The organism is Actinosynnema sp. CS-041913 (genome assembly GCF_050942485.1).
Taxonomy (GTDB): Bacteria; Actinomycetota; Actinomycetes; order Mycobacteriales; family Pseudonocardiaceae; genus Actinosynnema.
The window spans coordinates 1,137,864-1,162,525 of sequence record NZ_CP192037.1 but is presented as its reverse complement, the minus strand read 5'-3'; the positions used below and the strand labels follow the sequence as shown (position 1 = coordinate 1,162,525).

30 protein-coding genes are annotated in these 24,662 nt (G+C 64.3%); 17 read left to right on the top strand and 13 right to left on the bottom strand.

The window, feature by feature from the left end; genetic code table 11:
- Window positions 1-23: 23 nt before the first annotated feature.
- From ACQPZF_RS05775 to ACQPZF_RS05760, 4 genes are all read right to left on the bottom strand, one after another.
- Window positions 24-1,331: an MFS transporter gene (locus ACQPZF_RS05775; RefSeq protein ID WP_433269017.1), complete on the bottom strand. Its 1,308-nt coding sequence runs from the start codon at window positions 1,329-1,331 to the stop codon at window positions 24-26.
- Window positions 1,332-1,388: 57 nt separating this feature from the next.
- Window positions 1,389-2,198: a GNAT family N-acetyltransferase gene (locus tag ACQPZF_RS05770; RefSeq protein WP_433269015.1), complete on the bottom strand. Its 810-nt coding sequence runs from the start codon at window positions 2,196-2,198 to the stop codon at window positions 1,389-1,391.
- Between the two features lie 4 nt (window positions 2,199-2,202).
- Window positions 2,203-3,303, bottom strand: a complete 1,101-nt coding sequence (locus ACQPZF_RS05765; protein WP_433269013.1) for a glycosyltransferase — start codon at window positions 3,301-3,303, stop codon at window positions 2,203-2,205.
- A gap of 67 nt (window positions 3,304-3,370) precedes the next feature.
- Entirely contained in the window at window positions 3,371-4,006 is a 636-nt protein-coding gene (locus ACQPZF_RS05760) for a hypothetical protein (protein ID WP_433269011.1), read from the bottom strand.
- A 232-nt stretch (window positions 4,007-4,238) separates the two neighbouring features.
- On the opposite strand from ACQPZF_RS05760, the gene hrpB reads away from it, so the two are divergent.
- From hrpB to ACQPZF_RS05745, 3 genes are all read left to right on the top strand, one after another.
- Window positions 4,239-6,569: an ATP-dependent helicase HrpB gene (hrpB, locus tag ACQPZF_RS05755; protein WP_433269009.1), complete on the top strand. Its 2,331-nt coding sequence runs from the start codon at window positions 4,239-4,241 to the stop codon at window positions 6,567-6,569.
- A 53-nt stretch (window positions 6,570-6,622) separates the two neighbouring features.
- Window positions 6,623-7,045, top strand: coding sequence for a hypothetical protein (locus tag ACQPZF_RS05750; RefSeq protein ID WP_433269007.1), 423 nt, complete (start codon window positions 6,623-6,625; stop codon window positions 7,043-7,045).
- Window positions 7,046-7,167: 122 nt separating this feature from the next.
- Entirely contained in the window at window positions 7,168-7,341 is a 174-nt protein-coding gene (locus tag ACQPZF_RS05745; protein ID WP_433269005.1) for a hypothetical protein, read from the top strand.
- A gap of 430 nt (window positions 7,342-7,771) precedes the next feature.
- Here ACQPZF_RS05745 and ACQPZF_RS05740 read toward each other — a convergent pair whose 3' ends face one another.
- Window positions 7,772-8,662: a transposase gene (locus ACQPZF_RS05740; protein WP_433269003.1), complete on the bottom strand. Its 891-nt coding sequence runs from the start codon at window positions 8,660-8,662 to the stop codon at window positions 7,772-7,774.
- Window positions 8,663-8,852: 190 nt separating this feature from the next.
- Window positions 8,853-9,164 (bottom strand): hypothetical protein, encoded by a 312-nt coding sequence (locus ACQPZF_RS05735; RefSeq protein WP_433269002.1) that lies wholly within the window; start codon window positions 9,162-9,164, stop codon window positions 8,853-8,855.
- 223 nt (window positions 9,165-9,387) lie between these two features.
- Here ACQPZF_RS05735 and ACQPZF_RS05730 point away from each other — a divergent pair, with 223 nt between their 5' ends.
- From ACQPZF_RS05730 to ACQPZF_RS05720, 3 genes are all read left to right on the top strand, one after another.
- Window positions 9,388-10,245, top strand: coding sequence for a DUF3846 domain-containing protein (locus tag ACQPZF_RS05730; RefSeq protein WP_433269000.1), 858 nt, complete (start codon window positions 9,388-9,390; stop codon window positions 10,243-10,245).
- Between the two features lie 78 nt (window positions 10,246-10,323).
- Window positions 10,324-10,545, top strand: coding sequence for a hypothetical protein (locus tag ACQPZF_RS05725; RefSeq protein WP_433268998.1), 222 nt, complete (start codon window positions 10,324-10,326; stop codon window positions 10,543-10,545).
- Window positions 10,545-11,510 (top strand): hypothetical protein, encoded by a 966-nt coding sequence (locus tag ACQPZF_RS05720; RefSeq protein WP_433268996.1) that lies wholly within the window; start codon window positions 10,545-10,547, stop codon window positions 11,508-11,510. The genes ACQPZF_RS05725 and ACQPZF_RS05720 overlap by 1 nt, the downstream gene beginning before the upstream one ends.
- A gap of 505 nt (window positions 11,511-12,015) precedes the next feature.
- On the opposite strand, the gene ACQPZF_RS05715 is transcribed toward ACQPZF_RS05720, so the two are convergent.
- Complete coding sequence (locus ACQPZF_RS05715; protein ID WP_433268994.1) at window positions 12,016-12,693, bottom strand: hypothetical protein; 678 nt, start codon at window positions 12,691-12,693, stop codon at window positions 12,016-12,018.
- A 160-nt stretch (window positions 12,694-12,853) separates the two neighbouring features.
- On the opposite strand from ACQPZF_RS05715, the gene ACQPZF_RS05710 reads away from it, so the two are divergent.
- A complete protein-coding gene (locus ACQPZF_RS05710; RefSeq protein WP_433268992.1) occupies window positions 12,854-13,777 on the top strand; it encodes a hypothetical protein in 924 nt (307 codons plus the stop codon).
- 137 nt (window positions 13,778-13,914) lie between these two features.
- Window positions 13,915-14,853 carry a restriction endonuclease gene (locus ACQPZF_RS05705; protein ID WP_433268990.1) on the top strand — a complete coding sequence of 313 codons (939 nt, stop codon included), beginning with the start codon at window positions 13,915-13,917 and terminating at the stop codon, window positions 14,851-14,853.
- 94 nt (window positions 14,854-14,947) lie between these two features.
- On the opposite strand, the gene ACQPZF_RS05700 is transcribed toward ACQPZF_RS05705, so the two are convergent.
- The 3 genes from ACQPZF_RS05700 to ACQPZF_RS05690 form a co-directional block, all read right to left on the bottom strand.
- On the bottom strand, window positions 14,948-16,075 hold the full coding sequence (locus ACQPZF_RS05700) for a pentapeptide repeat-containing protein (protein ID WP_433268988.1): 1,128 nt from the start codon (window positions 16,073-16,075) through the stop codon (window positions 14,948-14,950).
- A 147-nt stretch (window positions 16,076-16,222) separates the two neighbouring features.
- A complete protein-coding gene (locus ACQPZF_RS05695; RefSeq protein WP_433268986.1) occupies window positions 16,223-16,504 on the bottom strand; it encodes a hypothetical protein in 282 nt (93 codons plus the stop codon).
- 90 nt (window positions 16,505-16,594) lie between these two features.
- Window positions 16,595-17,530: a hypothetical protein gene (locus tag ACQPZF_RS05690; protein WP_433268985.1), complete on the bottom strand. Its 936-nt coding sequence runs from the start codon at window positions 17,528-17,530 to the stop codon at window positions 16,595-16,597.
- Window positions 17,531-17,969: 439 nt separating this feature from the next.
- Here ACQPZF_RS05690 and ACQPZF_RS05685 point away from each other — a divergent pair, with 439 nt between their 5' ends.
- The 3 genes from ACQPZF_RS05685 to ACQPZF_RS05675 all read left to right on the top strand — a co-directional run bounded on the left by ACQPZF_RS05685 (window position 17,970) and on the right by ACQPZF_RS05675 (window position 20,030).
- A complete protein-coding gene (locus ACQPZF_RS05685; protein ID WP_433268983.1) occupies window positions 17,970-18,224 on the top strand; it encodes a helix-turn-helix domain-containing protein in 255 nt (84 codons plus the stop codon).
- 134 nt (window positions 18,225-18,358) lie between these two features.
- Window positions 18,359-18,979 (top strand): hypothetical protein, encoded by a 621-nt coding sequence (locus tag ACQPZF_RS05680; protein ID WP_433268981.1) that lies wholly within the window; start codon window positions 18,359-18,361, stop codon window positions 18,977-18,979.
- 1 nt (window position 18,980) lies between these two features.
- The gene (locus tag ACQPZF_RS05675; RefSeq protein ID WP_433268979.1) at window positions 18,981-20,030 is read left to right on the top strand and encodes an ImmA/IrrE family metallo-endopeptidase; all 1,050 of its coding nucleotides are present in this window, start codon (window positions 18,981-18,983) and stop codon (window positions 20,028-20,030) included.
- Here the strand turns inward: ACQPZF_RS05675 and ACQPZF_RS05670 are convergent.
- Complete coding sequence (locus ACQPZF_RS05670; protein ID WP_433268977.1) at window positions 20,027-20,608, bottom strand: DUF6461 domain-containing protein; 582 nt, start codon at window positions 20,606-20,608, stop codon at window positions 20,027-20,029. The genes ACQPZF_RS05675 and ACQPZF_RS05670 overlap by 4 nt on opposite strands.
- Window positions 20,596-21,222: a NucA/NucB deoxyribonuclease domain-containing protein gene (locus ACQPZF_RS05665; RefSeq protein ID WP_433268975.1), complete on the bottom strand. Its 627-nt coding sequence runs from the start codon at window positions 21,220-21,222 to the stop codon at window positions 20,596-20,598. Before ACQPZF_RS05665 ends, ACQPZF_RS05670 begins: the two co-directional genes overlap by 13 nt.
- A 207-nt stretch (window positions 21,223-21,429) precedes the next feature.
- On the opposite strand from ACQPZF_RS05665, the gene ACQPZF_RS05660 reads away from it, so the two are divergent.
- A complete protein-coding gene (locus tag ACQPZF_RS05660; RefSeq protein WP_433268973.1) occupies window positions 21,430-22,650 on the top strand; it encodes a helix-turn-helix domain-containing protein in 1,221 nt (406 codons plus the stop codon).
- A 40-nt stretch (window positions 22,651-22,690) separates the two neighbouring features.
- On the opposite strand, the gene ACQPZF_RS05655 is transcribed toward ACQPZF_RS05660, so the two are convergent.
- Window positions 22,691-23,119, bottom strand: coding sequence for an effector-associated constant component EACC1 (locus ACQPZF_RS05655; RefSeq protein WP_433268971.1), 429 nt, complete (start codon window positions 23,117-23,119; stop codon window positions 22,691-22,693).
- Between the two features lie 114 nt (window positions 23,120-23,233).
- On the opposite strand from ACQPZF_RS05655, the gene ACQPZF_RS05650 reads away from it, so the two are divergent.
- The 5 genes from ACQPZF_RS05650 (at window position 23,234) to ACQPZF_RS05630 (ending at window position 24,611) form a co-directional block, all read left to right on the top strand.
- On the top strand, window positions 23,234-23,362 hold the full coding sequence (locus ACQPZF_RS05650; protein WP_433268970.1) for a hypothetical protein: 129 nt from the start codon (window positions 23,234-23,236) through the stop codon (window positions 23,360-23,362).
- A gap of 119 nt (window positions 23,363-23,481) precedes the next feature.
- Window positions 23,482-23,700, top strand: coding sequence for a hypothetical protein (locus tag ACQPZF_RS05645; RefSeq protein WP_433268968.1), 219 nt, complete (start codon window positions 23,482-23,484; stop codon window positions 23,698-23,700).
- Window positions 23,701-23,704: 4 nt separating this feature from the next.
- Window positions 23,705-24,091, top strand: coding sequence for a recombinase family protein (locus ACQPZF_RS05640; RefSeq protein WP_433268966.1), 387 nt, complete (start codon window positions 23,705-23,707; stop codon window positions 24,089-24,091).
- A 5-nt stretch (window positions 24,092-24,096) separates the two neighbouring features.
- On the top strand, window positions 24,097-24,483 hold the full coding sequence (locus tag ACQPZF_RS05635; protein WP_433268964.1) for a hypothetical protein: 387 nt from the start codon (window positions 24,097-24,099) through the stop codon (window positions 24,481-24,483).
- A gap of 5 nt (window positions 24,484-24,488) precedes the next feature.
- Window positions 24,489-24,611 carry a hypothetical protein gene (locus tag ACQPZF_RS05630; protein ID WP_433268962.1) on the top strand — a complete coding sequence of 41 codons (123 nt, stop codon included), beginning with the start codon at window positions 24,489-24,491 and terminating at the stop codon, window positions 24,609-24,611.
- The last annotated feature ends 51 nt before the right edge of the window (window positions 24,612-24,662 follow it).

The following is a 24,662-nucleotide window of genomic DNA, read 5'->3' as shown; positions in this document are numbered from 1 at the left end:
GATGCTGAGCGGAACCTGAGTGATCACGCGTCCGGCTGACGCGGCCGGCCCGCGAGCCGCTCGCCGGTCGGCACCTCGGGGCCTTCGTGCAGGCACCCGGACTCTCCGGCGACCACCTCCGCGACGTGCGAAGACGGCTCCTTCGGCAGCGTCTCGGGCGCGAACAACCAGAACACCAGGGCGACCACCATCATCACCCCCGTAAGGGTGAACGCCGCGCTGTACGACCAGTGGTCGACCAGCACGCCGGCCAGCAGCGGCCCGATGATGGCGCCGCAGTCGGTGACCATCTGGAACGCCGCGAGCACCGGCCCACCCTTGGCCTTGGCCCCGATGACGTCCGCCACGACGGCGTTCTGCGGCGGGTTGAGCAGCCCTGCCCCGACACCGGCGACCAGCGACGCCACCATGAACATCGGCACGCCGGTCGTGAAGCCCAGCCAGATGGTGCCGACCGCCGAGACCGCGAGCCCGGCCATCGCCATCGGCTTGCGCCCGATGCTGTCGGACAGCTTGCCGGAGATCATCAGCACGGCCGCGTTGCCCAGCGCGAACACCGACAGCGAGATGCCCGCGATGGCGGGGCTGCCGTGCAGCGCCTCCACCACGAACAGCGGGACCAGCGAGATCCGCACGCCGAACACGGCCCAGCCGTTGGCGAACCCGGACGCCACCGCCGCGCGGTAGGCGGGTGACCCGAACGCCTGGCCGACGCTCAGCGACTCCTGCGGCGTGCTGGTGTCGATCGCGGCCAGCGTGGACCGCCGCAGGAACCACCACACGAACAGCGCGGCGATCACCAGGGCGACGGCGTAGGTGACGAACGGCACGCGGATGGAGATCTCCGCCAGGGCCGCGCCGACGATCGGGCCGCCGATGTTGCCCAGCAGGAAGCCCGTCGCCCACAGCCCGGACGCCCGGCCGCGCATCGGCGCCGGCGTGATCCGAATCAGCAGGCCGACCGCGGCGACGGTGAACATGGTGGAGCCCACGCCCGCGAACGACCGGAAGACGATCAACTGCCAGTAGGCGGTGGCGAACCCGCACGCGCCGGTGCCGACCGCCACGATGAGGATGCCGACGATGTAGGTCCGGGTCTCCCCGAACCGGTTCACCAGCCGTCCGCTCACGGGCGCGAACAGCAACCTGACCAGGGCGAACGCACTGACGATGGCGGACACGGCGGTGGTGCCGACGTCGAAGCCCTTGGCGTAGGCGGGCAGCACGGGCGCGACGATGCCGAACCCGACCGCAATGATGAAGCTCGCCACCACGAGCACCCACACCTCGCGGGGCAACCGGGGTTTGGACTTCACGTCGTTCCCCAGCACAGCGCCCTCCGCTCTCCGTTAGCTGTGCTAAGGATATGCGGTGGGGCAACCAAATACTCAATCCAAGAGTTCGTCAACTCTGCGTGCATAGGCCGTTACGGGATAGCCGCCGGCGAACCCGCACGCCTCGGCGAACCGCTCGCCCGCCCCTCCCTCCGCGACGTGCGAGGCCACCAGCAGCGCCCCCGAGTCGCGCAACGCGGCCACCGCCCCGTTCACCAACGCCGACCCGACGCCACGCCGCCGCCGCGCGGGCCGCACCACGACATGCTCGACCAGCCCGACCCCGCGCTCGCCGAACCCGGCCGCGAACCCGCCGATCCGGTCGCCGTCGTCCACCACGACGAACACGCAGCGCGGGTCGTCCAGCCGCTGCCCGAGGTGCCGCACCAGCCGCGCCGGGTCCGCGCCCAAGTCGTCGGCGAGCAGCCCGGCCATGCCGTCGAGGTCCGCGTCCACCGCCGTCCGCGCCCCGGCTTGGACCACCGGCCCCCGGTGCACGACGGCCAGCGACTCCTCCACCGCGTACCACCCGGCGTCGTCCGCGATGCCCTCGATCTCGGCGACCGTGGTCGGCGACGCGTACACCACCGCCTCCGCCCGTCCCACGTCCGCAAACGTTTGCTCCAAGCGCATCAACGTGCCCGCGACCTCCGCCGACGAGCCGTCGAGCGCACAGGCGTGATTGCCCAGCGGCAACGGGTTGTCCCGGTTCACCACCACCTGGGCGCAGCCGACCCGACCGACCTTGCCGTACCGGACCGCGCCCGACGCGAGCCGCGCCGCCTCCACCAGCCCGGCCAGCTCACGGGCGCGGTACGGGTCCAGCAGCTCGGGGTCGTCGGGGTCGCGCAGCGGGTCAACCACGCGATCAGCCTCGCACGTCACGGCCCTTCCACGTCGCCCCGCCGCGCAGCGCGCGGCACGCCGCGTCCACCATCAGCACGCCGAACACCACCGTCCCGACCGGACCCAGCAGCGCGGCCGATCGGGGTTGCCGCACGCGCCTCAGGTACACCCAGTTGGCCAGCGAGTGCCCGAGCCACGCCGCCGCGCCCCGCTTGGAGCCGCGCGCCGCCGTCACGATCGGCGCCAGCCCGTACGCGATCTGCGCGAGCCCCATCCCGCCCAGCGCGAGGAAGGCGCTCGCGGGGCCTTTCGCGTACATCGACGTGCCCGCGACCAGGCTCTTGCGCATCGACCGGTACGTGTCGCCGAACGTCGACAGCCCCGACGTGGTCAGCGACTCCGTGCCGTCGACGTACCGGGTCCGCCCGCCGGTGTCCCGGATCAGCGTCGCGAACGCCACGTCGTCCGCGCGCGTCCCGGCGATCACCCGCCAGCCGCCCGCCTGGTCGTACGCCGTGCGGCTGACCAGGATGCAGTGCCCCACCGCCAGCGCCTGCCCGCGGCTGCCGTCGACCGACGTGCTCTCGAACAGCAGCACGTTCGTCGGCGGGAGCAGCAGCCACCACCCGGCGTTCGAGGTCGTCGAGCGCCCCGCGGTGGACACCAGGTCGACGTCGTCCCGCTCGGCCGCGGCGAGCAGCCTGCCCACCAGGTCCGGCGCGGCCTCCGTGTCGGCGTCCATGAACAGCAGCCACGCCGACCGCGCGGCCTCCGCGCCCAGGTGCATCGCGTGCACCTTGCCCGCCCACCCGGACGGCGGCCCGGCGCTGGTCACCAGCTCGACCCGCGGGTCCTCGGCGGCGTGCCGGCGCACGATCGCGGCGGTGCCGTCGGTCGACGCGTCGTCCACCACGACGATCCGCAGGTCGGCGTAGTCCTGCGCGCGCAGGCCAGCGAGGCAGCGGTCGATGTTCGCCGCCTCGTCCCGCGCCGGGACGACCACCGTCACCGAGCCGGCGTCGACGGAGACCACCGGCAGCCGTCGCACCTGCTGCCACGTCCGCACCGTCCACGCCGCGCGGGCCAGCGTCACCGCCGCGCCGAGGACTCCCCATTTCCCCATGGCTCCACAGTGGCACACCGGCGCGGCGCGGTGCGGCCGATCGGCGGGACGGAACAGCGGGCGCGGTCTAGTAGGTGATCTGCCAACCGGAGCCGTCGAACGTCGCGGTCGCGGTCGTCACTCCGGCCGGGAAGTCCAGCGCGGCCTGCGTGTTGATGCCCATGGTGCTGAGGAGTTCGCCCTCGCGGTAGGTCCCGGTGCCGATGTAGAACTGCGGCGCATAGCCGTAGCCCTGTTTCGCGCCCGGCTGGGCGAGCGCGACCAGCGTGCCGAACCCGCCGATGCCGACGCCCACGTTGCCCGCGCCGGACGGCACGCTCGGGTCCTGGTTGACCAGCAGCGTCCCGGGCGGTCCGGGTTGCTGGTCGGTGAAGGCGAGCGCGCCGTCGACCAGCGCCAGCGTCACCTGGTTCGACTCGCCGGGCACGGCCTCGATGATCTCCACCGGCTCGTAGTTCTGCCCCGGCCCGAACTGCGTGAGGCTGCCGCGCACGAAGTTGAGGGTGTGCTTCCACTGGAAGGCGGTCGTCTGGTTCGGCGCCAGGTCGAACGACCGCCACACCACCGGGTTGCCCGGAGTCACGCCGGGCACCATCGGGAACACCATCGCGTTCGCCGGGGTGGGCGAGTTGTTGACCACGGTCAGTTCGAACTCGACGCCGACCGGCGGCGCGACTTGCGCGCCCTGCTCTACAGTGGACATGGCTTTGCCCCAATACCAAAGGATTCGCGGCCGGCGATCGTCGACCAAGACCCACGTTAGTCCCAGGTGGACAGACGTTGGAACACCCGTCACCCGACGGGGTGGGCAGGTCGCACAGATGGTCGCACCGCCCCGGAAAACGTGAACGAAGCGTAGGGGCGACCCGGGCGGTCCACGGACCACGCGCACCTGCGCACGGCCGTGATCGGGCGCGGGTCCACACTTGCTCATTGTGGAGCTGCCGATCGCCGGGGTGTTGGACGAGCTGGTGCGCACGCTGGCCGCGCACGGGTCGGCGGTGCTCGTCGCCCCACCGGGCACCGGCAAGACGACGCTCGTGCCGCTCGCGCTGGACGGCCGGGTCGTGGTCGCCGAACCCCGCCGCATCGCCGCCCGCGCCGCCGCCGCGAGGATGGCGAGCCTGCTCGGCGAGCCGGTGGGCCGGACCGTCGGCTACGCGGTGCGCGGCGACCGCAAGACATCCCGCGACACCCGCATCGAGGTCGTGACGTCGGGGTTGCTCGTGCGACGGCTGCAACACGACCCGGAACTCGCGGGCGTCGACACCGTGCTGCTGGACGAGTGCCACGAGCGGCACCTGGACGCCGACCTCCTGCTGGCCCTGCTGCTGGACGCGCGGGCCGGGCTCCGACCGGACCTGCGGCTGCTCGCGACCTCGGCGACCGTCGCCGCCGACCGCCTGGCGGCCCTCCTCGGCGACGCCCCGGTGATCCGGGTGTCCGCCCGGACGCACCCGGTCGACATCTCCTACCTGCCGCCGGCCCGGCGTGAGCGGGTCGAGGCCGTGGTGGCACGGGCGATCCGGCGCGCTCTGTCCGAAGTGGACGGTGATGTGCTGGCTTTCCTGCCCGGCGTCGCGGAGATCCGCCGCTGCACGGCGCTGCTGGACGACGTCGACGTGGTGCCGCTGCACGGTCGCCTCGCCTCCGGCGTGCAGGACGCGGCGCTGAAGCCCGGCGCGCGGCGGCGGGTCGTGCTGGCGACGGCGATCGCGGAGTCGAGCCTGACGGTGCCCGGCGTGCGGGCCGTGGTCGACTCGGGACTGTCCCGCGTGCCACGCGTGGACCACCGGCGCGGGCTGGCGGGACTGGCCACGGTCCGGGTGAGCGCGGCCGTGGCGGACCAGCGGGCCGGCCGCGCGGGGCGGGAAGCGCCCGGCCGGGTGTACCGGTGCTGGCCGGAACACGAGCACAGCACGCTGCCGCGCTACCCCGAGCCGGAGATCCGCACCGCCGACCTGACCCGGCTGGCCTTGGAACTGGCCTGCTGGGGCGTGCCGTCCGGGGAGGGCCTGGGCTGGTGGGACGCGCCTCCGCCGGGCGCGCTGGACGCGGGTCGCGCGGTGCTGGCGGCGCTGGGCGCGCTGGACGAACGGGGTGCGACCGAACGCGGCCGGCGGATGGCCGACCTCGGCCTGCATCCCAGGCTGGCCAGGGCGCTGCTGGACGGCGCGGCACTCGCCGGCCCGCGCACCGCGGCCGAGGTGGTGGCCCTCCTGGACAACGACCGCGCCTCGGAAGGTGTGGAACTGTCGACCCGCCAAGCCGATCCACGGGAAGTGCGACGCCTGGCCGCACTGGTGGCGGGAGGCGACCCGCCCGAGGTGGCCGACCGCGCCGACGCCCAGGCGCTGGTGGTCGCCCTCGCCTACCCGGAACGCCTGGCCCGCAGGCGTTCCCCCGGTTCCTCCACCTACCTCATGGCGGGCGGCACCGCCGCCGAACTCCCGCCCGGCAGCGGTCTGCGCGACGCGGAATGGCTCGCCATCGCCATCGCCGACCGTGAACCGGGCCGCAGCCAAGGCCGCATCAGACTCGCCGCCCGCGCCTCGGAGGAACTGGCCCGCCAGGCCGCGCCCACGCTCCTCACCCACGAGGACGACATCCGCTGGGACGGCGACGTAGTGGCCGACCGGCTCCACAAACTCGGCGCGATCACGTTGTCCGGCAAGCCACTGCGCACCCCGGAGGCGATCCGGACCGCCCTGCTCGCCGGCCTCCGCGCGGAAGGCCTGAGCCTGCTCCGCTGGGACGCCGACGGCGCCCGCACCCGCGAGCGCATGGCGTTCCTCCACCGGACCCTCGGCGATCCGTGGCCTGCCGTGGACGACGACGCCCTGCTCGCCGTCATCGACCTCGGGAACGCGCGACGACGTGCGGACCTGGCGAAGATCAGCGGCGAACAGCTAACCCGGCGGCTCCTCCCCTGGCCGGCCGCCGCGAAGTTCGACGAACTCGCACCCGACCGCCTGGAAGTGCCGTCCGGCTCCAGGATCCGGGTCGACTACTCGGGCCCCGAACCGGTGCTCCCGGTGAAGGTGCAGGAGGTCTTCGGCTGGACCGAGACCCCGCGCCTGGCCGGCGGCCGAGTGCCCGTCGTCCTGCACCTGCTCTCGCCCGCCGGTCGGCCGACCGCCGTGACCGGCGACCTGGCCTCGTTCTGGCGCACGGGCTACCCGCAGGTCCGCTCCGAACTGCGCGGCCGGTACCCGAAGCACCGCTGGCCGGAAGACCCGTTCACCGCCTCCCCGGCCCGCCGTTAGCTACTTGACGGTGAGCGTCAAGTACTTGACGATAGCCGTCAAGGAGGTGGGCCATGCTCGCGGACCAGATCGCGGCGATCATCCGGTCACGTCTGCTCGACCCGGTGGAAATCCTCTTTGGCGACGCCGGTGACCTGTCCGAACGCACGGACGCGCTGGCCGGGCGCCTCGCCGACGCGATCCTCGGCGACGACGAACGGGCAGCGGTGCACGCCATCGCACGACTCATCGGCGCGCTCTACCCGAGCGACGGCCCGTTCGACCCGCCCGCCGAGTGGTGGCGCACACCGCTGGGGCAGGCCACGGCGAGGCGGCTGGGGCACCCGGCGGCGCAGGCCGTCTCCTACTCCGTGGCCGGTGCGATGTTGGGCGTCACCAAGCAGGGCGTCCACGACCTCGTGCGGCGGGGGAAGTTGACCAGGGACGCCGACGGCGGCGTCACCACGGAATCGGTGAGAGCGAGGCTGAACACGTGAAGGTGCTGGCACTGCACGGAGCCGGCGGGTCACCCGCCGACTGGGACGCGGTGGTCGGGGAGCTAGCCGGCGTGCACGACATCCGACCGCTGCCCCTGCACGGGCCCTGAGACTGGGAATCCGTGCTGGACCGGATCGAGGAACACGCGGCGGACAACCCCGCCGTGGTGGACATGTCACTGGGCGGCATGGTCGCCGCGCTGTGGGGACGGCGGCACCCGGAATGCCCAGCCGTGATCGACATCCAGCCCCGCACCGTGGCCACCCTGGTAGAGGGCTTCCTCGACAACCGCTAGCCGGACCCGATACACCGAACAGGTGATCTTTGTGAGCCCGCTGAGGCGGCCTCCATCGCCTACCGACCACCGCAGCGGGGGTCCGGGGGCGCAGCCCTCCGGGCGGGGTCCGGGGGTCGCACCCCGGAGAAAATCCGGAGCGGGGTGTGTCCGCGCGTTCCGCGGACACACCTCGCCCGAGTGGAGCTTCTCCGCCGATATTCAAACCGCCCCGATCTCCTTGGGCCGCTGGTCAGGGTCATGCAGAAGATCGACAACCCGGCACAGGAGGGTCATGAGATGGTGACAACCGTTCATGGGAGGACAGCCTCTCCTGACTACGCCCGATCCGTCCTGAGCGATGAGGACATCACGGAGCTGATCAAGGAATACCGCTCCGGCACGACAGCCCGAGCGCTAGCAGAGCACTACGGCGTACACGTCTCCACGATTAAGAAGAAGCTCCAGAAGCATGGCGTGCGGAGGTCCGGTCTTTGAGCCATGCAACCACTCTCTCCGCACCGGCCTCTTCTCCGAGTTTTTCGAGCAGTTCGCGATAGAGGCCCTCCATCTTGTAGGTTCGGTCGGACTGATATAGAGTCCGCGAGTCACCATATCGCCTAGGCACTTGCGACCAGGTACAGCGATGTGCCACCTTGTATCTAACCCCGTTGAAGGTTCGACGTTTGGCATTCAATTCACGGTATGATCGAAGTATTACGCTGCTGCGGACGTGACGCTTCAGCCGCAATGCCTTGACGACAAGATCCCACTCTTGGTCAGTCAGATCGCTGACTGACGATCCTGCTACCTGCTGCCAGGCGTCCAGTACGTCACGAGGCTTAGTATAGATAAAGTGATAGCCCTCAGGCCTGGGTTTATATGACGGTACGTGCAGATCGATCTCAGGATGACCGGTAAGCTCGGCGAGTTCTTCTAGCTGAGCCTCGCTCGCGTGGCGATCAAGCCAGAAGCTAATGTTTTCGGACAGTTCGCCCATAGCGCGCATATCGTCGACATCGCCGACGAGCCCGTCGAGCGTCGGTACGGCGGCAACGGCCGCTTTCCGAACAGCAAACGCCAGCGACCATGGCTCAGTGGCTTCGATGAGGGCGTCCAAAGCCGCTTCATCGGAATCTGTCGGCAGATCAGGGTACTGCTCAAGCAGTCTTGGCTTCACATCAGCGGGCAACTCGTGCATAAGGTAGTGCCGCACGGCTCGTTTTAGGTCATCGGTCCACTGCTGGACGTCCAGGCCAACTAGCCCGTTGGCGCCGAGATTGTACTGATAGATGTTCCCGTACGTCGGTGCGAGGTAATTGGCAAGTAGCTCATAGTGCATTACTTGCTAAGTTATACCTCGAAATGGACGAAAGATCAAGCACACGCCCGCCGATTCCAGAATACCTCCACGTACACAACGCACACTCGTGAAAATCGGGCATCGCACAGCGCCCCGAATTATGTTCCAGATATGAAACTTCGCCACACGCAGCAAGGACGTTGCGCTCGGTTAGAGTGTTCTGCGTTCGCTACGCCACCCGGCGCTCAAGACGAGCGATGCGGTTCTCATGGCCTTGGACGGTATCTGCACTGGCCTCATGGATAGTGTCGAGCTTGGCCTCAACGTGCTTTATATCTCGCTTCAGTTCGCTGCCAACTTGTTCGACCTGGAGCTGAACACCGGCGATGTCGCTCTTGAGCTCGTTTCGTACGTTGTCGATACGGGCTTCGAGGCGATTGATGTCGTCCTTGGTAGCCATGTTCTCCACAATCGGCTTGAGTTGCTCTTGCACGATATCGGTTACGACCCGTTGGAGCTGAAGTAGTTGTTCGTCGTTCATATGGTATCTAGTATGCGCCTATTGCCACGGATAATCAAGTTCAATACCTTCATTCCGAGCCCGACGGTTTAGCTGCAATTTCTACTATATTCACCACGCAAAATAGCTGCAAAAATAGAGGTAGGGCCTGTCCACAACGCCCGCAGCAGACCGCGCGCCAGACGATCGAGATGCGCGGCCTGGCGCGGAACGGACCGCCCGCCAGGCACATGCCACTCGGTTCATGAAGCGAGCACTCATCATGCTCACAGCCATCGTGATCCCTGCCGACGAACGGCAGCCGATCCGACAGCAACAGATCGAACCGCACGACCTCAACGCCTACCGGCAGATCGTGGGCGGCAACCTGGAAGTGGTCGCGCTCGACCGACCCTCGGCAAGCCTGTACCTCAACGAAGAGGGCAAGCTCCGGGAGCTGCCGGTCAACCCGCGGGCGTCGGTGCTGGCATGGGTGCACAACAGCGCCCTGCGAGCGACGGGAGATGTGATCGTCGGACCAGCGTTCATCGTCGGACCGACGGACGGCCACGGCGACGACCAGTCCGCACCACTCGGCTTGGTCGACCTTCTGTTTGGTACCACGCGCTTCCGGGTGCAGGTGCTAACCGGAGCGACCCGGCAGTGGCGCCAAGCCGATCCGGTGCTGTTGTCATGGTCCGAGGCCTACCGCGATGCGGTTCGTCTGACACTCCTTCGACCGGAGATCGCTGAGGTGCGGGTGGTGCCCGACCTCGCCCCTGAGCTCAGGGAGGTGTGGTACCAGCTCAGCTTGGCCAACCCGTGGATCGCCGCTGCGGATGACCCGCCGTTCACGCGCAGCAGCTTCGTCGGCTGCTACAGCGTCGAGGAGTTGGCGGAGCAGATTGGGCACACGAGCTGGTCGCTGGGGACAGCCTTCTACTACCGCGATCTGTGCTTCATCAACCAGGTCGACGGCGGCGATGAGTGGTTGACGATCCGGCACGGGGTGGTGTTCGAGAGCATCACGTTCATGCCTTACATCGAGGCGAGCACCTTCGCCTCCTTGATCGCTCGACTGCTGGCGGCATCGAAGGAGGCATGCTTGCGGCTGGAGTATTGACCTGACCGCCCGCCGTGTCGCAGCGTTGCGCACGGCGGGCGGAGTTACCATGCTCCCCCTCCAACACCGGGAGGTTGGATGCCCCAGGCGCTGTCGCTCGCGATGCTTCAAGAACTCATCGACATCCCCTGCCCTGGGTGCGGCTACGAGTTCGAGATACAACTGCTTGATATCAGGGTGCAAACGTTCCGGCTGTGCCCGTGCTGCCGAGTACAGATCCACTTCGTTGACGACGGCTCGCTCTTCGGCGCCCTCCAATCCGTTGACGAATCGATGCGCGAGCTCAGGAGGTTCTTCTAGTGAAGTATGAACGCGATCTCCAGGTGCGCCTGCGTGAGCGATTCAAGCGACTCTACAAGACAGAATTTCGCGGCTACAACTCACAAATGCGCCTATTGAGAGACTTCATCATAGCGGTTCCCACACTCAAGGCGATCATCGACTACGCCGGTCAGGATGACCCCGAATTCCGCGCAAGCGAATGGGTAGACCAGAATTTTTCACGCCACAACCAAGATTGGCCGGACACCGAGGAAAAGAAATTCAAGGTACTTTGGTACCTTATCAACCAGCTCACCTCTGGAGATGAGGATTGGGACTGGCTACAGGTGGCAGACTTCTTCACATTTGAGAGCCAGTCCGAAGCCATGACGCGCGCGATCGCCGAGCAGGTCTTCGAGCCGTTCATCGAGTACCTCGAAGACAAGCTCGGGACTGAGAGCACCGCCCTGTACCAGCTTGATCGGCTACGCCAACGCATTGAGCGGTTCGATATTGACGAACTGCACGCGGCCTACTCAGCGGATACTGCACGCGGCGAAGCGATCTACGACCACTACATGCAGAAGTTCCTGTTTGATCAAGGGATCGAACACGTGATCTCAAAGCCACGCACCGCATCCGGGGAGGCCGATGTCGTAGCGAACCTCGACAGCGACGACGCCTTGGTCGTGGAGATGAAGCTTTACAACGGCTCCAACTACGGCGTCACCTACCTTCGCAAGGGGTTCAACCAGGCTGTTCAGTACGCCCATGACCACGGCAAGACCACTGGACACCTTGTCGTCGTCAACCTGAGCGACGACAACCTCCAGTTCGAGTCGGATGAGCCAACTGCGATGTGGCCGCCCCGGCTTCATGCTTCGGGTGTCACGATCTATATCGTGGCGATTCGGGCACTACCAACGGCAACCGCGAGCAGACGAGGCAACCAGCAGACCGTAGCCGTCACCAAAGCTAATCTTGTGCGGATGGAAGCGGAGTGAGACGCAGCATCCAGCGCTCGGTATAAGTGGTACCCGTAACACGCATAGAAGCACCTGCGGAAGCAGCGGCGTGCAACACAGCAGTTAGAATCACTGCTCGTTGTTTGACACGCGGTCTATGGCCGAGTAGTCAAAGCTCGTGGAGCTCGAAATCCGTTCACCACGTCGACCTTCGTCAGGTGGAGATACCCAGCAAGCAATCTCACTGTAGCGCTCATGGCGAGCCGAGGCACGGACTGCGATACTCGACCTTCGTCCTCGCCCATAGACAGCCCAGGAGTTAACGCCACCGGCCTTAAGACGCAAAGGGCACGTCCAGTAAGGTTCATAGGATGCGGTTGAGCCATCGACGTACTCGGCGATACATCTGAACACGTTCTCACCCTCCTGCAACAGGAAAGGTTTCGAGATGGGCCTTCCCTCGACGTCGACGATCGTTAGACTCGTGATGAGGTAGTCGTTTTTCTTGAGTGGCCGTATGGGTGTGTCGCTCATGTTGGGCATCCTATCCGATCAGGCCAAGGTTCCCCCAGGCCGCCGTGAAGCCCTTAACGGCAACCCTAATCGTCACTTGCACATCCTTCGGATCCGCGCCCGGATGAAGGAGTCGATCAGTCTCTACGGAAACACGCGTGATGAGCTTGTCATCGTCGAGCAGGCAGTGCAGAGGGCTCTCATCTGCCAACGAAGACCAAGCTTTCGGAACTTCACTCGTGTCTACGGGACGCCTGAGTGCATCGAAGAGCGTCTTAAGTTGATTATCAATGTCGCCCGAATGCGTAATAAGCGCACCTGGATTTTCGGGGCGAAGCACTAAGATGTCCAGCTCCGTATAGAGTCGTAGGTATGGGTTGACCAGGGTCGCAAAGTAGTTTCCGCCAACCTCTTTGAGCAGTACGCCGCGCTCCTCCTCTCTCAAGACCGGAACGTTGGGCGGCGTGATCCAGTCCTGCTTTTCCGCGAGCGCTGGATGCGTATTCCAAAGCTCTTTAAGCTGTGGATGGAGGTCGAGTCTGATTCGATGCTTCACCCCGGCGTTGCTGCTGCTAGGAAGACGACCCGAATAAGTGAGGGTAAAGCGCATAATTCTCATTGTACAACATATGAGTACTGGCCCATAACTTCCATCCTGACGCCGGTGAAGTAATAGGGCCAGATGGTGCTCGGTCAACTCGCTCTTCACGTTGAGAAGCGTGGGCTCGGCATCAAAGCAACATCACTCGGTGTTGCCAGCCTCAACTTGTGATCATGAGATTGTTGTATGTCGATAGCGACCAGCCCTCTGCCCCTAGTCTATGATCTAGTATCCCGCATCACTGCCTTCCCACGAATAAGCAGAAACTATGACCGATATGGGCACCGACACTCCTGAAGTCAACCCGCTATCGTCCGCAACACCTCTGTACCGCGCTTGTATTGAACTCCGGGATTCCTGGACGGCGCTTCGCACGGACGACAGCACTCATGACGAATCAGCACCGTACTCGGCAGCGGCTTCACGTTCGGAAGCTGAGGAGTATGTGTTGAGAGGGGCGCAATTCGCGACGGTCTTTGCGATCGACAGTGTCCTTGACCACCTGCGTGCGCTCGCACTGAGCTACGAGCCAGCAGCCCGTTCTCGGAAGGGATGGCCTGCCGACAGGTGGCCCGGCGTTGCTAGTTTCACGGCAGGTCGTGCCATTCTTGAAGGATGTGCTCTGACCGGTTGGTTTACCAACCCACGTATTGACATTGAGGAGCGTCTTCGACGAGGAGCGCGGATACTTCTATGGTCACATAGCGAAGAACAGGCCGGGCCGAACCCTCCACCCAAAGATACTCTAAACTTCTGGCGGGAGAAGATCGAAGCGAGCGGGTTGCGCGTCCGCAATTCCGGTCGACGACTGGGTATTGAGATCGAGGGCAAGGCCCGATACTACTCGCACCAAGCAGCCATAGACGAGCTTGCACCTAAAGCTGGGCGGGTCCTTTACCACGAGTGGAGCGGCTTGGCGCATCATGTGGCATGGGCCTTCGCCGACTGGGGGCGGCTTCGCGTCGATGACACAAAGCCCGCCCTGCGTTATGCCTTTAATAACCATGAGGATCGCCACTTCCATCTGGTTTCTAACATCGCAGGTGTCGTCACTACAGCTGGACACAATTTTGCTCGCTACTTCGGGAGAAGTTCTGACGCACTACTAAAGACCTACGATCGGATATTTGCAGATCTTGAAGCCGAGCTTCCACACGTACAGGCCGCACTTCGTCAAAAGTACGGAGAATGAGTTGCAGGACGAACGCATCACCGTCACTTGGCAACACAGCTTGAACCGCGTTGTATACTATTGCAGTACTGCTCAGCGTCGGGGCGCGAAGCAGAACCATGCTTGTGCGTAATAGTGAATGAGCAAGGGACGCGCCGGTGAATGTGCAGAACACAAAAAAGAAGATCGACCCGAATGCCTACAACGCACTCGCCGACGCCCTCGCCGTCATCTACTGGAACAAGCTGCCCTGGGCACGTTATCTCCGTGGCCACTTGAAGGATTACCCGGAACTTCTGGCAGGACTGGATCTAACGGGCCCTACGACTAAGCGTGAAACTGCTGGCGAGTTGATCGATCGACTCATGGCCAACGAGAGCAAGTACCAAAGTTTCGCGATCTCCCTGATGCTACGAGTCGCGAGTATGGACAGCTTTCCAAACCTTAACGCTCAGGTCGACAGGGACGCCCTAGTCGCAAAGGCAACGGACGCGGTCGCAGAACTACGCAGGTGGACAAGGCGCCACCAGGAGATTGCGGAGGCCAATGAACGCGCTGCTGCTGCGATGGCCAAGGCTGCAGCGGAGGCGAGCAGAAATCGAGCATTTTCGGAGTCGCTCGGCAAGCTTAGGGATCAGTTCCTTGAGATGCACAAGGCCACGGGAACACCGCAAGAACGAGGCATTCAGTTCGAGAAGTTTCTCAACGGACTCTTCGGCCTGTTCGATCTGGAACCGCGAGCTGCATACTCCCTGGAGAACGAACAGATCGACGGAGCGTTCAGCTTCGACACTGACGACTACATTCTCGAAGCGCGCTGGTGGAAGAAGGCGATCGGCCGCGGTCATCTCGACGTCTTCGCCAGCAAGGTTCATCGCAAAGGTAAGAACGCGCTCGGTCTGTACGTGAGCTTCAGCGGGTTCAGTCAAGAGGCGCTTGACACCTACAAGTACCAGACGCCATTCATCACGCTCGATGGGCCCGACCTCATGGCGGTCCTCGACGGCCGTGTACGTCTCGACGACCTGCTCAAGCGGAAGAAGCGTCATGCCAATGAAACGGGCGACTGTTATTTTCCCGTGACGAGCATGCTTTAGACTACCTACTTCGTGGCCGCACTAACCCGTGGCGACGAGCACGTAAGCGCGAGGCGGCAACCTGGCCGGATGCAAACGCAAATTGTGCCACCTACTATTTACAATCCACTGGTGGCCGCACATCGATTTTCATCGGCATCTGCGTCGATGCATCTGTATGGGCGGCCGTAAGCTGTCCCTCCACAAGTCCGATCGTGAACTCAAGATCGGCACCTTCAAGGTGCGTTCCGTTGAAGGTTGCACCGGTGACATCTACGCGATCGAGCGCACCGCGTCGAAAATCTGCTTTGTCCAGGTTGACGTCCTGCATATGAGCGCCACGCACAATCATGCCGTCAAGCTTTGCCTCGCTCATCTGAGCGCCGCGCATACGCGCACACTTGAAGTCAGTATGAGCTTCGGCGTTGTCGAGTAGTGAGTGCTCAAAATTTGCGTAGTAGGTATGGGAGCCACGGAACTCACCGTTGCGAAGGCACGCGTAGGAGAGGTCGGCGTGATCCAGGCTTGCCACCTTAAGGTTAACGTCCCACAACTGCGCATACGCAAAATTAGCTTCATCCAAGAGCGCGCCCTCAAAATTCGCGCCAGGGTCGAGCTTCAGCCCGGCCAGGTACGCTCCACGGAGATCGAGTCGCCGTTCTTCGTTCCGGGAGTCGCGCTTGGCGAGCAGCTCCATCGCCACTTGGACGGGTAGCGACGGCTCGAAAGGCGGCGTATCAGTGCACGAAGCCGGAGCGCTTGCTTGCGTCGTCGCGGCGAGTGCCTTGGCGTGTTGTCGAACGAACGCGGCCAGGAGGTCAACGACGGCCTGATGATGGTCGAGGTCTCCAAGAAGTGCACGCAACGAGTAGAGTGCGCCCACCCGAGTCGTTTCGCTTTCCGAACCCAAATTCTCGACAGCCTTGGCGTATCGATCGATCGCCTGCTGCTTAAGCGAGTTGTTGAATGTATCCTGCGTAACCTTCAACGTATCATTACTAACCTCAAGCGCCTGACGGCTGAGGTGCGTTCCAATGCCGGTGGGGACAAGCGCCGCGAGAAGCGCTACCCCACCGAGAATGCCAACACTATACGTACGACCGGCATCTATTGCTGCGATGCGGTCTTTTGGGTCGGAGAGTTTCGCGATCTCGGACTGACGTCGTGACCGATCTTTCAGCATCCAGACCACGACAAGTGTGACCACCGCCAGGCTAACGCTTAGCCAGACCACTGCTGACATCAACTCGACTCATCTCATCTACAGGAGTACTTGCCGACACATCACGCTACCAGCGAGACGTCGATCAGCGGTGGCAATTTGAAAGGCCGGGCGCAGAGGCCCGGCCTTAGGTGTCATGCCACAGTCGTCCGTTGATCAACCATTACCTTAGTCAGTGGCGGCTTCTCGCTTTTCCGACATGAGCTCCAGCACGGTAGTCTCAAGCTGAGAGATTGCCAACAGACTAGCCGCGAGCATCACGAAGAGACTGAGGACGATCAGCGTGATCGCCCCGCCAGCAAACCATACGACCTCATCTACCGGCCATCCTTCGATCAGCCCGTCGCCAGCAATGCATACAAGCACAATGCCAGCGAGCATGAGCACAGTACCGAGCCAGAACGCCTTGTCGCTCAATCTCGATCGATTGCGCACAACGCTCACCTCCATGACTGGAAGGACTCCGCTTATCCAGCGGGTTCACCTGATTCATGAAGGTGAACGGTCTACACATCGAGCTGCGAATTTTGCAGTACGAACCTACAAGTTAGTGCGGAGTTGCATGAACTCTTCCTCCAGCACCCACACGAACGCCACCCCGGCCCGCGGCAGCATCCAGCCGTCGAAGCCGATGTTCACCGTCTTTGGCTCGTCGCTGCGCTCGGAGTGCTCGACACGGGAGACCTGGCTGCTTGCAAAGAAGTCCAGCGTGTTCATCCGCCGGATGCCCGCCTGGCCGTAGTCGAGCTGGACATGGAAGCCCTTGGTTGGCCTCGGCAAGTCGAGGTACAGCAGGTGTCCGTGGCGGAGGACGAGCGCGCGGTAGGTGTAGGCCACCGTGATCTCCCCGCTGCCGTGGGCCGCGCTGCCCAGGTCGACGGTGTAGAGCTGGGCGCCGGTGCGCTCAGTCCGACGTACCTTCCTCGGCTTGCCGTTGACCGTGACGCTGGTGAGCTCGAAGACTTCCGGGTTGGCGGCATCCAGACCGCTCGACGGGTCGAAGTGCCACACGGACGTGACGGCCTGGTCGCGCAGCAGTTTGCGGTACTCGGCGGGGTCAGAGACGCAGGAAAAGCGCATCGTGCTGGTGGCTGGCCGCACCTTGTACTCCCAGCGAACGGTCGCAACGAACATCGAGTCGTTCGCGGTTGTTGGTCGTCCGTTCCACGGGTACAGGGCAACCGTGGCATCGACGTCGTGCCACCGTTCGGGCGCGTGGATGACTTGGTCACGGAGGTCGGCGTAGAGGTCGTTCGCGAGAGCGTTGTCCTTGAGCCGCAAGGCGATGGCGTTGGTGGCCACCCTGTCAAGGTGATCGTCGGAGGCGACGCCCTCCAAGGTTTTGGGGTCGAAGGCCAAGGCGTCGAGGACGGCATCCCGGATGGCGGGTGCTTCAGCGCGGACGGCTTCGCGGAGTCCTTCCTTGGTGTGCTGCTCGCCGAGCTCTCGATCCAGCAGCTCGAAGAAGAAGACCACGACACCAATCCCGAAGAGCCCCGAGCCAAGCTCGGCCAGCGGGATGGGATGGGCAGTGCCGCTAGGAGATCAGCCAGCGGCGGCCACTTGGCGAAGATCAGGGTCACGAGGCCGCCAGCAGCAAGGAGCACAGCGACGAGCTGGGCTTTGGTCTTGTACAGCTGACGGAACGACGTGGCCATGCAGCCTTATTGTACCAAGTTTTGTCTTAGTGTTGAATACGTAGACGACGGCCCTGGGTGCTACAGACACCCAGGGCCGTCGTTGTGCCTTCATGGGCAGCCGGCTCAGATGCCGCCGCCGCCACCGCTGATCACGATGCGCATGACTCACCCCCTCGTAGGTCACTGCGGAGGCCGCTGTTGATCTCTAGCAGCCGAGGACACGGCCACGATATCCGATTTTGGGATATTGACAAGCGGCGAAGTGCCCTATCCCGGTGGACAAGGGCATCACGGCCGAGGAGTACCGCCGCTTCCGAGCGCTCCTCAGGCAGATGCGCTTGGAGGCGGGACTGACGCAGGTCGAGGTGGCGAAGCGCCTGGACGAACCGCAGTCGTTCGTGAGCAAGTACGAGTCGGGCGAGCGGCGGTTGGACGTCATCGAACTGCGGCGGGTAGCACAGGCGCTGGGGACAACGCTGGCAGTGGTTGTACTGCGGTTGAACCAAGAGCTTGACACCACTGATGAGTGAACATGACCGCAACTCACATCGCCCAACGGGGTGGACTCCGACGCGCTGAACAGCGAAGACGGCCTCCTAGGTGATCGTTCCGAATCACTAGCTGAATAATTGACAGGGGTTCTGCAACCTGCCAAGATGCGCTCGTGACAGAGCCGAGCTTGCTGACGCGCACCCAGTGCGAGGAGACGCTGTCGAACCACGTCTCCGTGCTCAACGAGTGCTTCCAAAGCGCGTGGGAACGCTGGCGCGACTGGCTGCCCCAAGTGAAGGGCTCCCCTGCCGATCTCACGGCGCACGCACGGGCTCGCGTGTTGCACGACTTCATCAGGGCAGAGGTGAAGCGGCGGCTCCTCGGCAAGCCTGGCGTGCAGATCAAGGAGTCGCGGGGGCTCCTCGTGGTTCGCATCCGCGACCGGGTCGTCATCCGCTTCAAGAAGTTCAGCGGCAAGGCGCTGAAGACGTCGGGCAACTGGAACCAGCAGACCGCAGCCTTCGATGCTCATCACCTCGAACTCTCTGAGGACGAGCTTCAGCCGATCACTCACCTGGTGGCGGGCTACCTGCTCAACGAGCTGGAGGCTGGCATCGAGAAGGTTGCCATCACCTGTTTGGTTGAAGGTCAGCACTTCTGGCCGCCCATCGAGATTTTTACCGAAGCCGCCGAGCACACTGCGACTGTCCACGTGACCGACGTCGCGGATCCGACCGTCTCGAAGCCTCGCGTGCGCAGCACCCGGCGCAAGAAAGCCACAGAAGGGGAGTGACATGAACCCGCGCATGCTCACCGCAGCACGGGATGCGCAGGGACTCACTCAGAAGGAGTTGGGGGACGCGTGCGGCATTGCTCAGTCGAGCATCAGCAAGGCTGAGAACGGCACCCGTCCTCTAACTGAGGACGAACTCAAGCGTGTTGCCGAGCGTCTCGGTGTCACGACCGACCTCCTGAGTTGGCCTGATGACGTCTACGGGTTCGGTAGCGCCAGCTTCTTCCACCGTAAGCAGCAGAGCTTGAGCCAGAAGACCTTGCGCCGCATCCAGGCACAGGTCAACTTTTTGCGTATGCGTGTCCAGCGCCTGTCGCAAGGCGTCGAGGTCGATGCTTCGATGACCATTCCCCATCTTGACCCGGACGGAGCAGGAGGGCCGGAGGAAGTTGCCAGGCGGCTTCGTGCCGCCTGGCGCCTCCCTATTGGCCCCGTAGGAAACGTTGTCAACGCCATCGAGAATGCTGGTGGCGTCATCGTGCGGCACGACTTCGAGACGCACCGGATCAATGCCATCAGCGTCTGGCACCCAGGCTCGCCGCCACTGTTCGTTGTCAACTCGACTCTTACGCCTGAGCAGCAGCGATTCGTACTGGCACATGAGCTTGGACACATGGTAATGCATGAAGGCGAGCCTCCGCGGGAAGAAGCCGAGCGCGAGGCGGATCGGTTCGCGGGAGAGTTCTTGATGCCCGCGACCGATGTAGCAGGTGACCTACGGAGCATCGACCTCAAGAAAGCGGCAGCGCTCAAGCCGTACTGGAAAGTCTCGATGCAATCGTTGATTCTTCGCGCCGAGCACTTGGGGATCATTTCACCGGGACGCTGCCGGAGCCTTCATGCCTATATGAACAAGCTCGGCTATCTCCCTATTGAGCCTCTGCCAGTCCCGAGGGAAGATCCGACCGTACTGACGGACATCGTTCAAGTACATCTCGATGAACATGAGTACACACCCGACGAGTTGGCCAAAGTGCTCGGCATGCCGCGGAGTCAATTTATCAACGAATTCACGACGAAGAGGCATCGGACGCTCAAGGCTGTGAACTAAAAATTCCTGCCAGCGGACTGCTCATCCGGCTCCGGGGCGCGGTACGTCGGCAGCTTCGTCGCGAGCCAGGCCTGGTCGAACGCCATGCCGGTCTGCTGCTCGGCGACCGCCAGCGACGTTGCCCGCAACTTGCCCACCTCGAAGGGCACGTTCGTCGCCCAGCTCGGCACAAGATCGCCAGGGTCGTCGGCGTCGACGCGCATGGGGTCGAAGGACGCGGTCACTGTGCCGTCCTCGGCCCCGGTGATGCGGAACAAGCCATTGACGTTCCAGTGCACGCTGAAGAAGGTGGCGCCGTCCGCGGAGACGCGCCGGGCGATCTCGGGGATGGTGCCGCTCCAGCCGTTGTTCTCCAGGGCGATGACGTGCTCCTGGTGCTCGAATACCTGGATGTAGAAGAAGCCGGGGTCATCGAGGGCGGCGTCTTCGGCCTCGATGGTGGTCATGAGCTGACTCTGGACCGGGTCACCGCCGTAGACGCGCACGACTTCCTGGGTCGTGGAGCGTTGGATGACAGCGAAGGTGAGCACGACGTCCTGGTGCTCGATCCAGTCGTAGGCCTCGATCAACTGGTGCATGACTGGTCCTCGGCGGTGTCGCTTCCGGCGTAGGCGCTGGTGGCGATGCTCTCGGGGTTGGTGATGACGACGATGAAGGCATCGCCCTGCTGGATGCTGGCACGACGGTACTCCTGGCGCAGCGTGCCACCCTGACAGTTCTGCTCCCGGAGCGGCACTTCTTCGGTACGGACGTTGGCCCACTGGCCGCCCTCGACGCTGGAGGCGAAGGCGTACTCGTCACAACTGCCATCGGCGAAGGTCTTGGTGAAGACGCCAGTGCCGCAAACGGTGCTGCGCTTGGTCTGGTCGGTACCAGGGGCGTCCTTGTGGAGGAGGGCAGGCTTGCCCTCACTCCAGGCGAGCTGGATGTTGCGCGTGATGTAGGGCATCTTCACAGCGCTGAGCAGCACGACCTTGAGGTCGTCGCACTGCCTGTCCTTCAGGAGCTGCTCCGCGGTGCACTTGTCGGTGCGCGGCTTGATGGCGGGCGCTACCTCGTAGCTCTCGGCCGGTGCACTGCCCAAGTCGGTGACGGCGTCTTGCACCGTGTCGAGGAGTTGAGGGCCAAAGAGGATGACGACGGCCCCGACGACGAGGATGGGTAAGAGACCGGTGGAGCGAGTCTTGGCCACGGTGGAAGGCTCCCGAGTACGGTGAAGGTGCCCACCAGCGTGGCTGGACGGTTAGGCAGTGGGGCAGCGGTTTCGAGGTGAATCACCCGAACGGTTCGGCTCCTAGGACAGCCTGTCCTACCGCTTCGTCACCCATTCGCCAACCCGCCTGACCTGCGTATTCTGGGCAGTGATCCGGCTTCACCCCTGGCAGGGAGGTGCCCAGCCATGAGCGACGACCTGACCCTCGGCGAGCGCATCAAGCGTGCCCGGACGCGACGCCAGTTCACCCAGGAGCAACTTGCCGAGAAGGCCGAGGTCAGCGTCGACCTCATCCGCAAGCTGGAGCAAGGCGTCCGGCACACGGCCAGCATGAGCTCGCTGACGCGCATCGCCCGCGCCGTGGACAAGGACGTGCCGCAGCTCCTCGGCCAGACGAGCACCATCGCGCCGCAGGTGGATGAAGAAGCAGTCGGCATCCTGGCCATCCGCGACGAGCTGACGTCGCTCGGGTACTTCCCGGGACTCGCCGATGAAGAGGTCTTCAACGACGAGCCGCCCACGGTCGACGGACTACGCATGGCGCTCGCTCACGCCGAGTCGATCCGCCAGCACGGCTCGTTCGCTGAGCTGGGTGTGATGCTGCCCGGGCTCATGGCGGAAGCGCGTGCCGCGGTTCGGGAGCTACGTGGCGACGACCAGGTGGCCGCCTTCGGCCTGCTCTCCGAGGTCATCCAGATCGCCTCGACCATGCTGACGGCGCTGGGGAAGCCGGACATCGGCTACATCGGCCTCATCCGCGCCCAGGAAGCAGCGGAAAAGTCGGGCAACGAACTGCTCCAGGCGATGAACGTCTCGGCCTTGTCGTGGGTCTTCTTCAAGCAGGGGCGCTTGGACGACGCCGAGACGGCTGCGCTGCGCAAGGCGGAGCAGCTGGAGCCGGACTTCGTGCGGGGCTCGGCGGAGAGTCTGGCGGTGTGGGGCATCCTCATGCTCCGGGCGGCCAGCGCGGCGGTACGGAACAAGCAGGTCGACCGCTCCGAGGAACACATGAGCCTGGCGCGGGCAGCTGCCGCCCGGGTGGGCAAGGACTACAACATCTACGCCACGCCGTTCGGGCCGACGAACGCCGGCATCGCCGCGGTGAACGCGGCTGTCGAGAGCGAACGGTTCGAGCACGCGCTGGAGTTGGTGAAGACCGTACCGACGAACGGCTGGGTGTCGCCGACGTGGCGGGCGCGACATCTGCTCGATGTGGCGATTGCACACAGCGAACTCGACCAGGACGAAGCGGCAACAGCGCAACTCCTTGCCGCAGAACAGATCGCGCCTGAGTGGATGCGCTACCACACCCTGAGCCGGCAGACGGTGCAGGAACTAGCCGAGCGGGCTCGGCGGAAGCAGACGCCGCTGTTGCAGCTGGCGGATCGGCTCGGAGTGGAGCTGTAGGGGCACGACGAAGGCACCCTTCACCAGCGGTGCAATGCTGTCAGCCTGAGGTTTCCTTGCCCTCGTCAAGACGACGCATAGTGTCAGCGTCACGCTCAGAGACTTCGTCGTGGTGCTTGTGAACCGACTCGATGATCTTCACGACGTCATCGACGGAGTAGCGGTCGGCCGTCAGATCCAGATCTCTAGTCTTGATCCGGATTCTGCGCCCAGGGCGCAGCTTGAGCCACGCCGTCACGGCTCCGCCCAACGAGACCCAGAAGGCTTCGTTCGAGATCGCTGCAACAACGAGTTCGTACGCAGGTCCGTTCGAGAACTCAGCGCCGTAGCTGGCCTTAACCCCCTCGTCTTTCAGCAACATGATCATGTCGCGACCGTGATGCCGATTGACCCGGATCTTCACATCAGTACTCGTCCAGGCTTCAAGGCCGAGGACAAGCGGCTGCTCGTGCTGAGCTGTCTCCGTCACGAGTTCAGCATGCTAGTCGATTGACGACACATCAGTTTGGGCCGACGAAGTCGGCCTCCCTTGATCGTGTTGCGCCGCCAGACCGCGCGGGTACACGCCGCCCGGTGCAAGCGCTTGACCACTGCGTCCTATGACGCCCTGTCCTACCCCACCCGCGCGTTCGTGATCACTCTGAACGCCTGTCGCTTCTACCGCCTCCCGTTCCTCGACATAGTCGACGGCAAGGCATCCGGCGCCGGGTGACACCCCGACAGGTCGGTATCGGCACGCTTCTCTCCCACTTCTGCCGATCCGGCCTGCTCCCCGGCGCTGGGTGCCGCCCACCACGACCAAACGCCGAGCAGGAGCAGGTGGCGATCCCCATGACCGACTTGGCGGCAGTGATCCCTCTGCAGGGCAAGGACATCCTCGGCGAGAGCGCCGTGTCCACGGCGGACGTTCCAGAACCGGCCACCCTCTACTACCTGACGGTGATCGCCTTCCTGCTGCACGTCGATGTCGAGGGCACCTGCCCGCGGTGCCGCGTGGTGTGGCCCTGCGACCACGTGCGCCGTGCGTACCGGCTGAGGGAGGGGTTCTAGAGCCATGCTGCCCGCCAAGAACGAGAAGCCCGTCCTCCAGGTGGAGTCGTCCAAGGTCGTCTACGGCTACTTGCTGGCCGAGCAGCCGGACGAGTTGGAGATCGTGGCCTGGCAGCGGGAGATCCGGCACTTTTGCCGCACTCGTGGCCTCCTGCTCGCCAATGTGTTCGTTGACCGAGGGCCGCTTGGCGACACGGTGCAGCGGCCTGGCCTTGGTGGCCTCCTCGACGTGCTCGCCATGCCAGAGACGTTCGGCTTCGTCGTACCCAGCGAAGACCACTTGTCCCGCTCGAAGCAGGCGCTCATGGTGCTGGCGCTCCGGATCTCGCAGACTCAGGCGCAGATCGTGGTCATGAGCCAGCACACGGACGACACGTCGGTGTGGTGGTAGCGCCCATGTTCGAGGACGACCTCGTGCGGCAACTGCTGCATGAAGCGCGCTTCGCTGCTTTGCCGCTGCTCGACGGCGACGGCGTCTTCAGCGGGCTGCATCTTCACCGCGTCGTTCCGGGCGGCGTGGTCGACGTCGTCCAGGTGTGGCCGGGCGGCCAGGAGCTGTACCACGCCGCACACGCACGAGTACAGAACACCTTTAGCAGCGACGCGCCGTTCGCGCCGCCCGCAGCCTTGGTGCGCGTCAGCGGTCGTCTCGGCGATATCGCGGGGGCGCTGCTCCTGCCGCCGGGACAACGGCTTCCGGCTCCGCCGGAGTTGCGCCCAACCCTCAAGCCAACCCCTTCGCCTTTGGAGGGGTCGATCACGCACACCTACGAGAGGAGGTGATTCACGTGGATGAGTCCGAACTGGGACTGGTGGTGCAGGTCGAGCGCACCCCGATCGTCCAGAACCGCACGGAGCTGCAGGCGTCGGACGGCGCTGTCGGTGACTCGGGTGAGACCCGTGATCCGTAAGCCGTAAGACCGCTCCTTCATGTACACCCACCCGAAGCAGAAGGGGCTCCG

What these genes read in the sequence shown, in the direction of transcription:
- ACQPZF_RS05765 (WP_433269013.1), bottom strand. Translation starts at nt 3,303, where the DNA reads ATGGGGAAATGGGGAGTCCTCGGCGCGGCGGTGACGCTGGCCCGCGCG.
- ACQPZF_RS05760 (WP_433269011.1), bottom strand. Translation starts at nt 4,006, where the DNA reads ATGTCCACTGTAGAGCAGGGCGCGCAAGTCGCGCCGCCGGTCGGCGTC.
- ACQPZF_RS05750 (WP_433269007.1), top strand. Translation starts at nt 6,623, where the DNA reads ATGCTCGCGGACCAGATCGCGGCGATCATCCGGTCACGTCTGCTCGAC.
- ACQPZF_RS05740 (WP_433269003.1), bottom strand. Translation starts at nt 8,662, where the DNA reads ATGCACTATGAGCTACTTGCCAATTACCTCGCACCGACGTACGGGAAC.
- ACQPZF_RS05735 (WP_433269002.1), bottom strand. Translation starts at nt 9,164, where the DNA reads ATGAACGACGAACAACTACTTCAGCTCCAACGGGTCGTAACCGATATC.
- ACQPZF_RS05730 (WP_433269000.1), top strand. Translation starts at nt 9,388, where the DNA reads ATGAAGCGAGCACTCATCATGCTCACAGCCATCGTGATCCCTGCCGAC.
- ACQPZF_RS05725 (WP_433268998.1), top strand. Translation starts at nt 10,324, where the DNA reads ATGCCCCAGGCGCTGTCGCTCGCGATGCTTCAAGAACTCATCGACATC.
- ACQPZF_RS05710 (WP_433268992.1), top strand. Translation starts at nt 12,854, where the DNA reads ATGACCGATATGGGCACCGACACTCCTGAAGTCAACCCGCTATCGTCC.
- ACQPZF_RS05700 (WP_433268988.1), bottom strand. Translation starts at nt 16,075, where the DNA reads ATGTCAGCAGTGGTCTGGCTAAGCGTTAGCCTGGCGGTGGTCACACTT.
- ACQPZF_RS05695 (WP_433268986.1), bottom strand. Translation starts at nt 16,504, where the DNA reads ATGGAGGTGAGCGTTGTGCGCAATCGATCGAGATTGAGCGACAAGGCG.
- ACQPZF_RS05675 (WP_433268979.1), top strand. Translation starts at nt 18,981, where the DNA reads ATGAACCCGCGCATGCTCACCGCAGCACGGGATGCGCAGGGACTCACT.
- ACQPZF_RS05670 (WP_433268977.1), bottom strand. Translation starts at nt 20,608, where the DNA reads ATGCACCAGTTGATCGAGGCCTACGACTGGATCGAGCACCAGGACGTC.
- ACQPZF_RS05660 (WP_433268973.1), top strand. Translation starts at nt 21,430, where the DNA reads ATGAGCGACGACCTGACCCTCGGCGAGCGCATCAAGCGTGCCCGGACG.
- ACQPZF_RS05645 (WP_433268968.1), top strand. Translation starts at nt 23,482, where the DNA reads ATGACCGACTTGGCGGCAGTGATCCCTCTGCAGGGCAAGGACATCCTC.
- ACQPZF_RS05640 (WP_433268966.1), top strand. Translation starts at nt 23,705, where the DNA reads ATGCTGCCCGCCAAGAACGAGAAGCCCGTCCTCCAGGTGGAGTCGTCC.
- ACQPZF_RS05635 (WP_433268964.1), top strand. Translation starts at nt 24,097, where the DNA reads ATGTTCGAGGACGACCTCGTGCGGCAACTGCTGCATGAAGCGCGCTTC.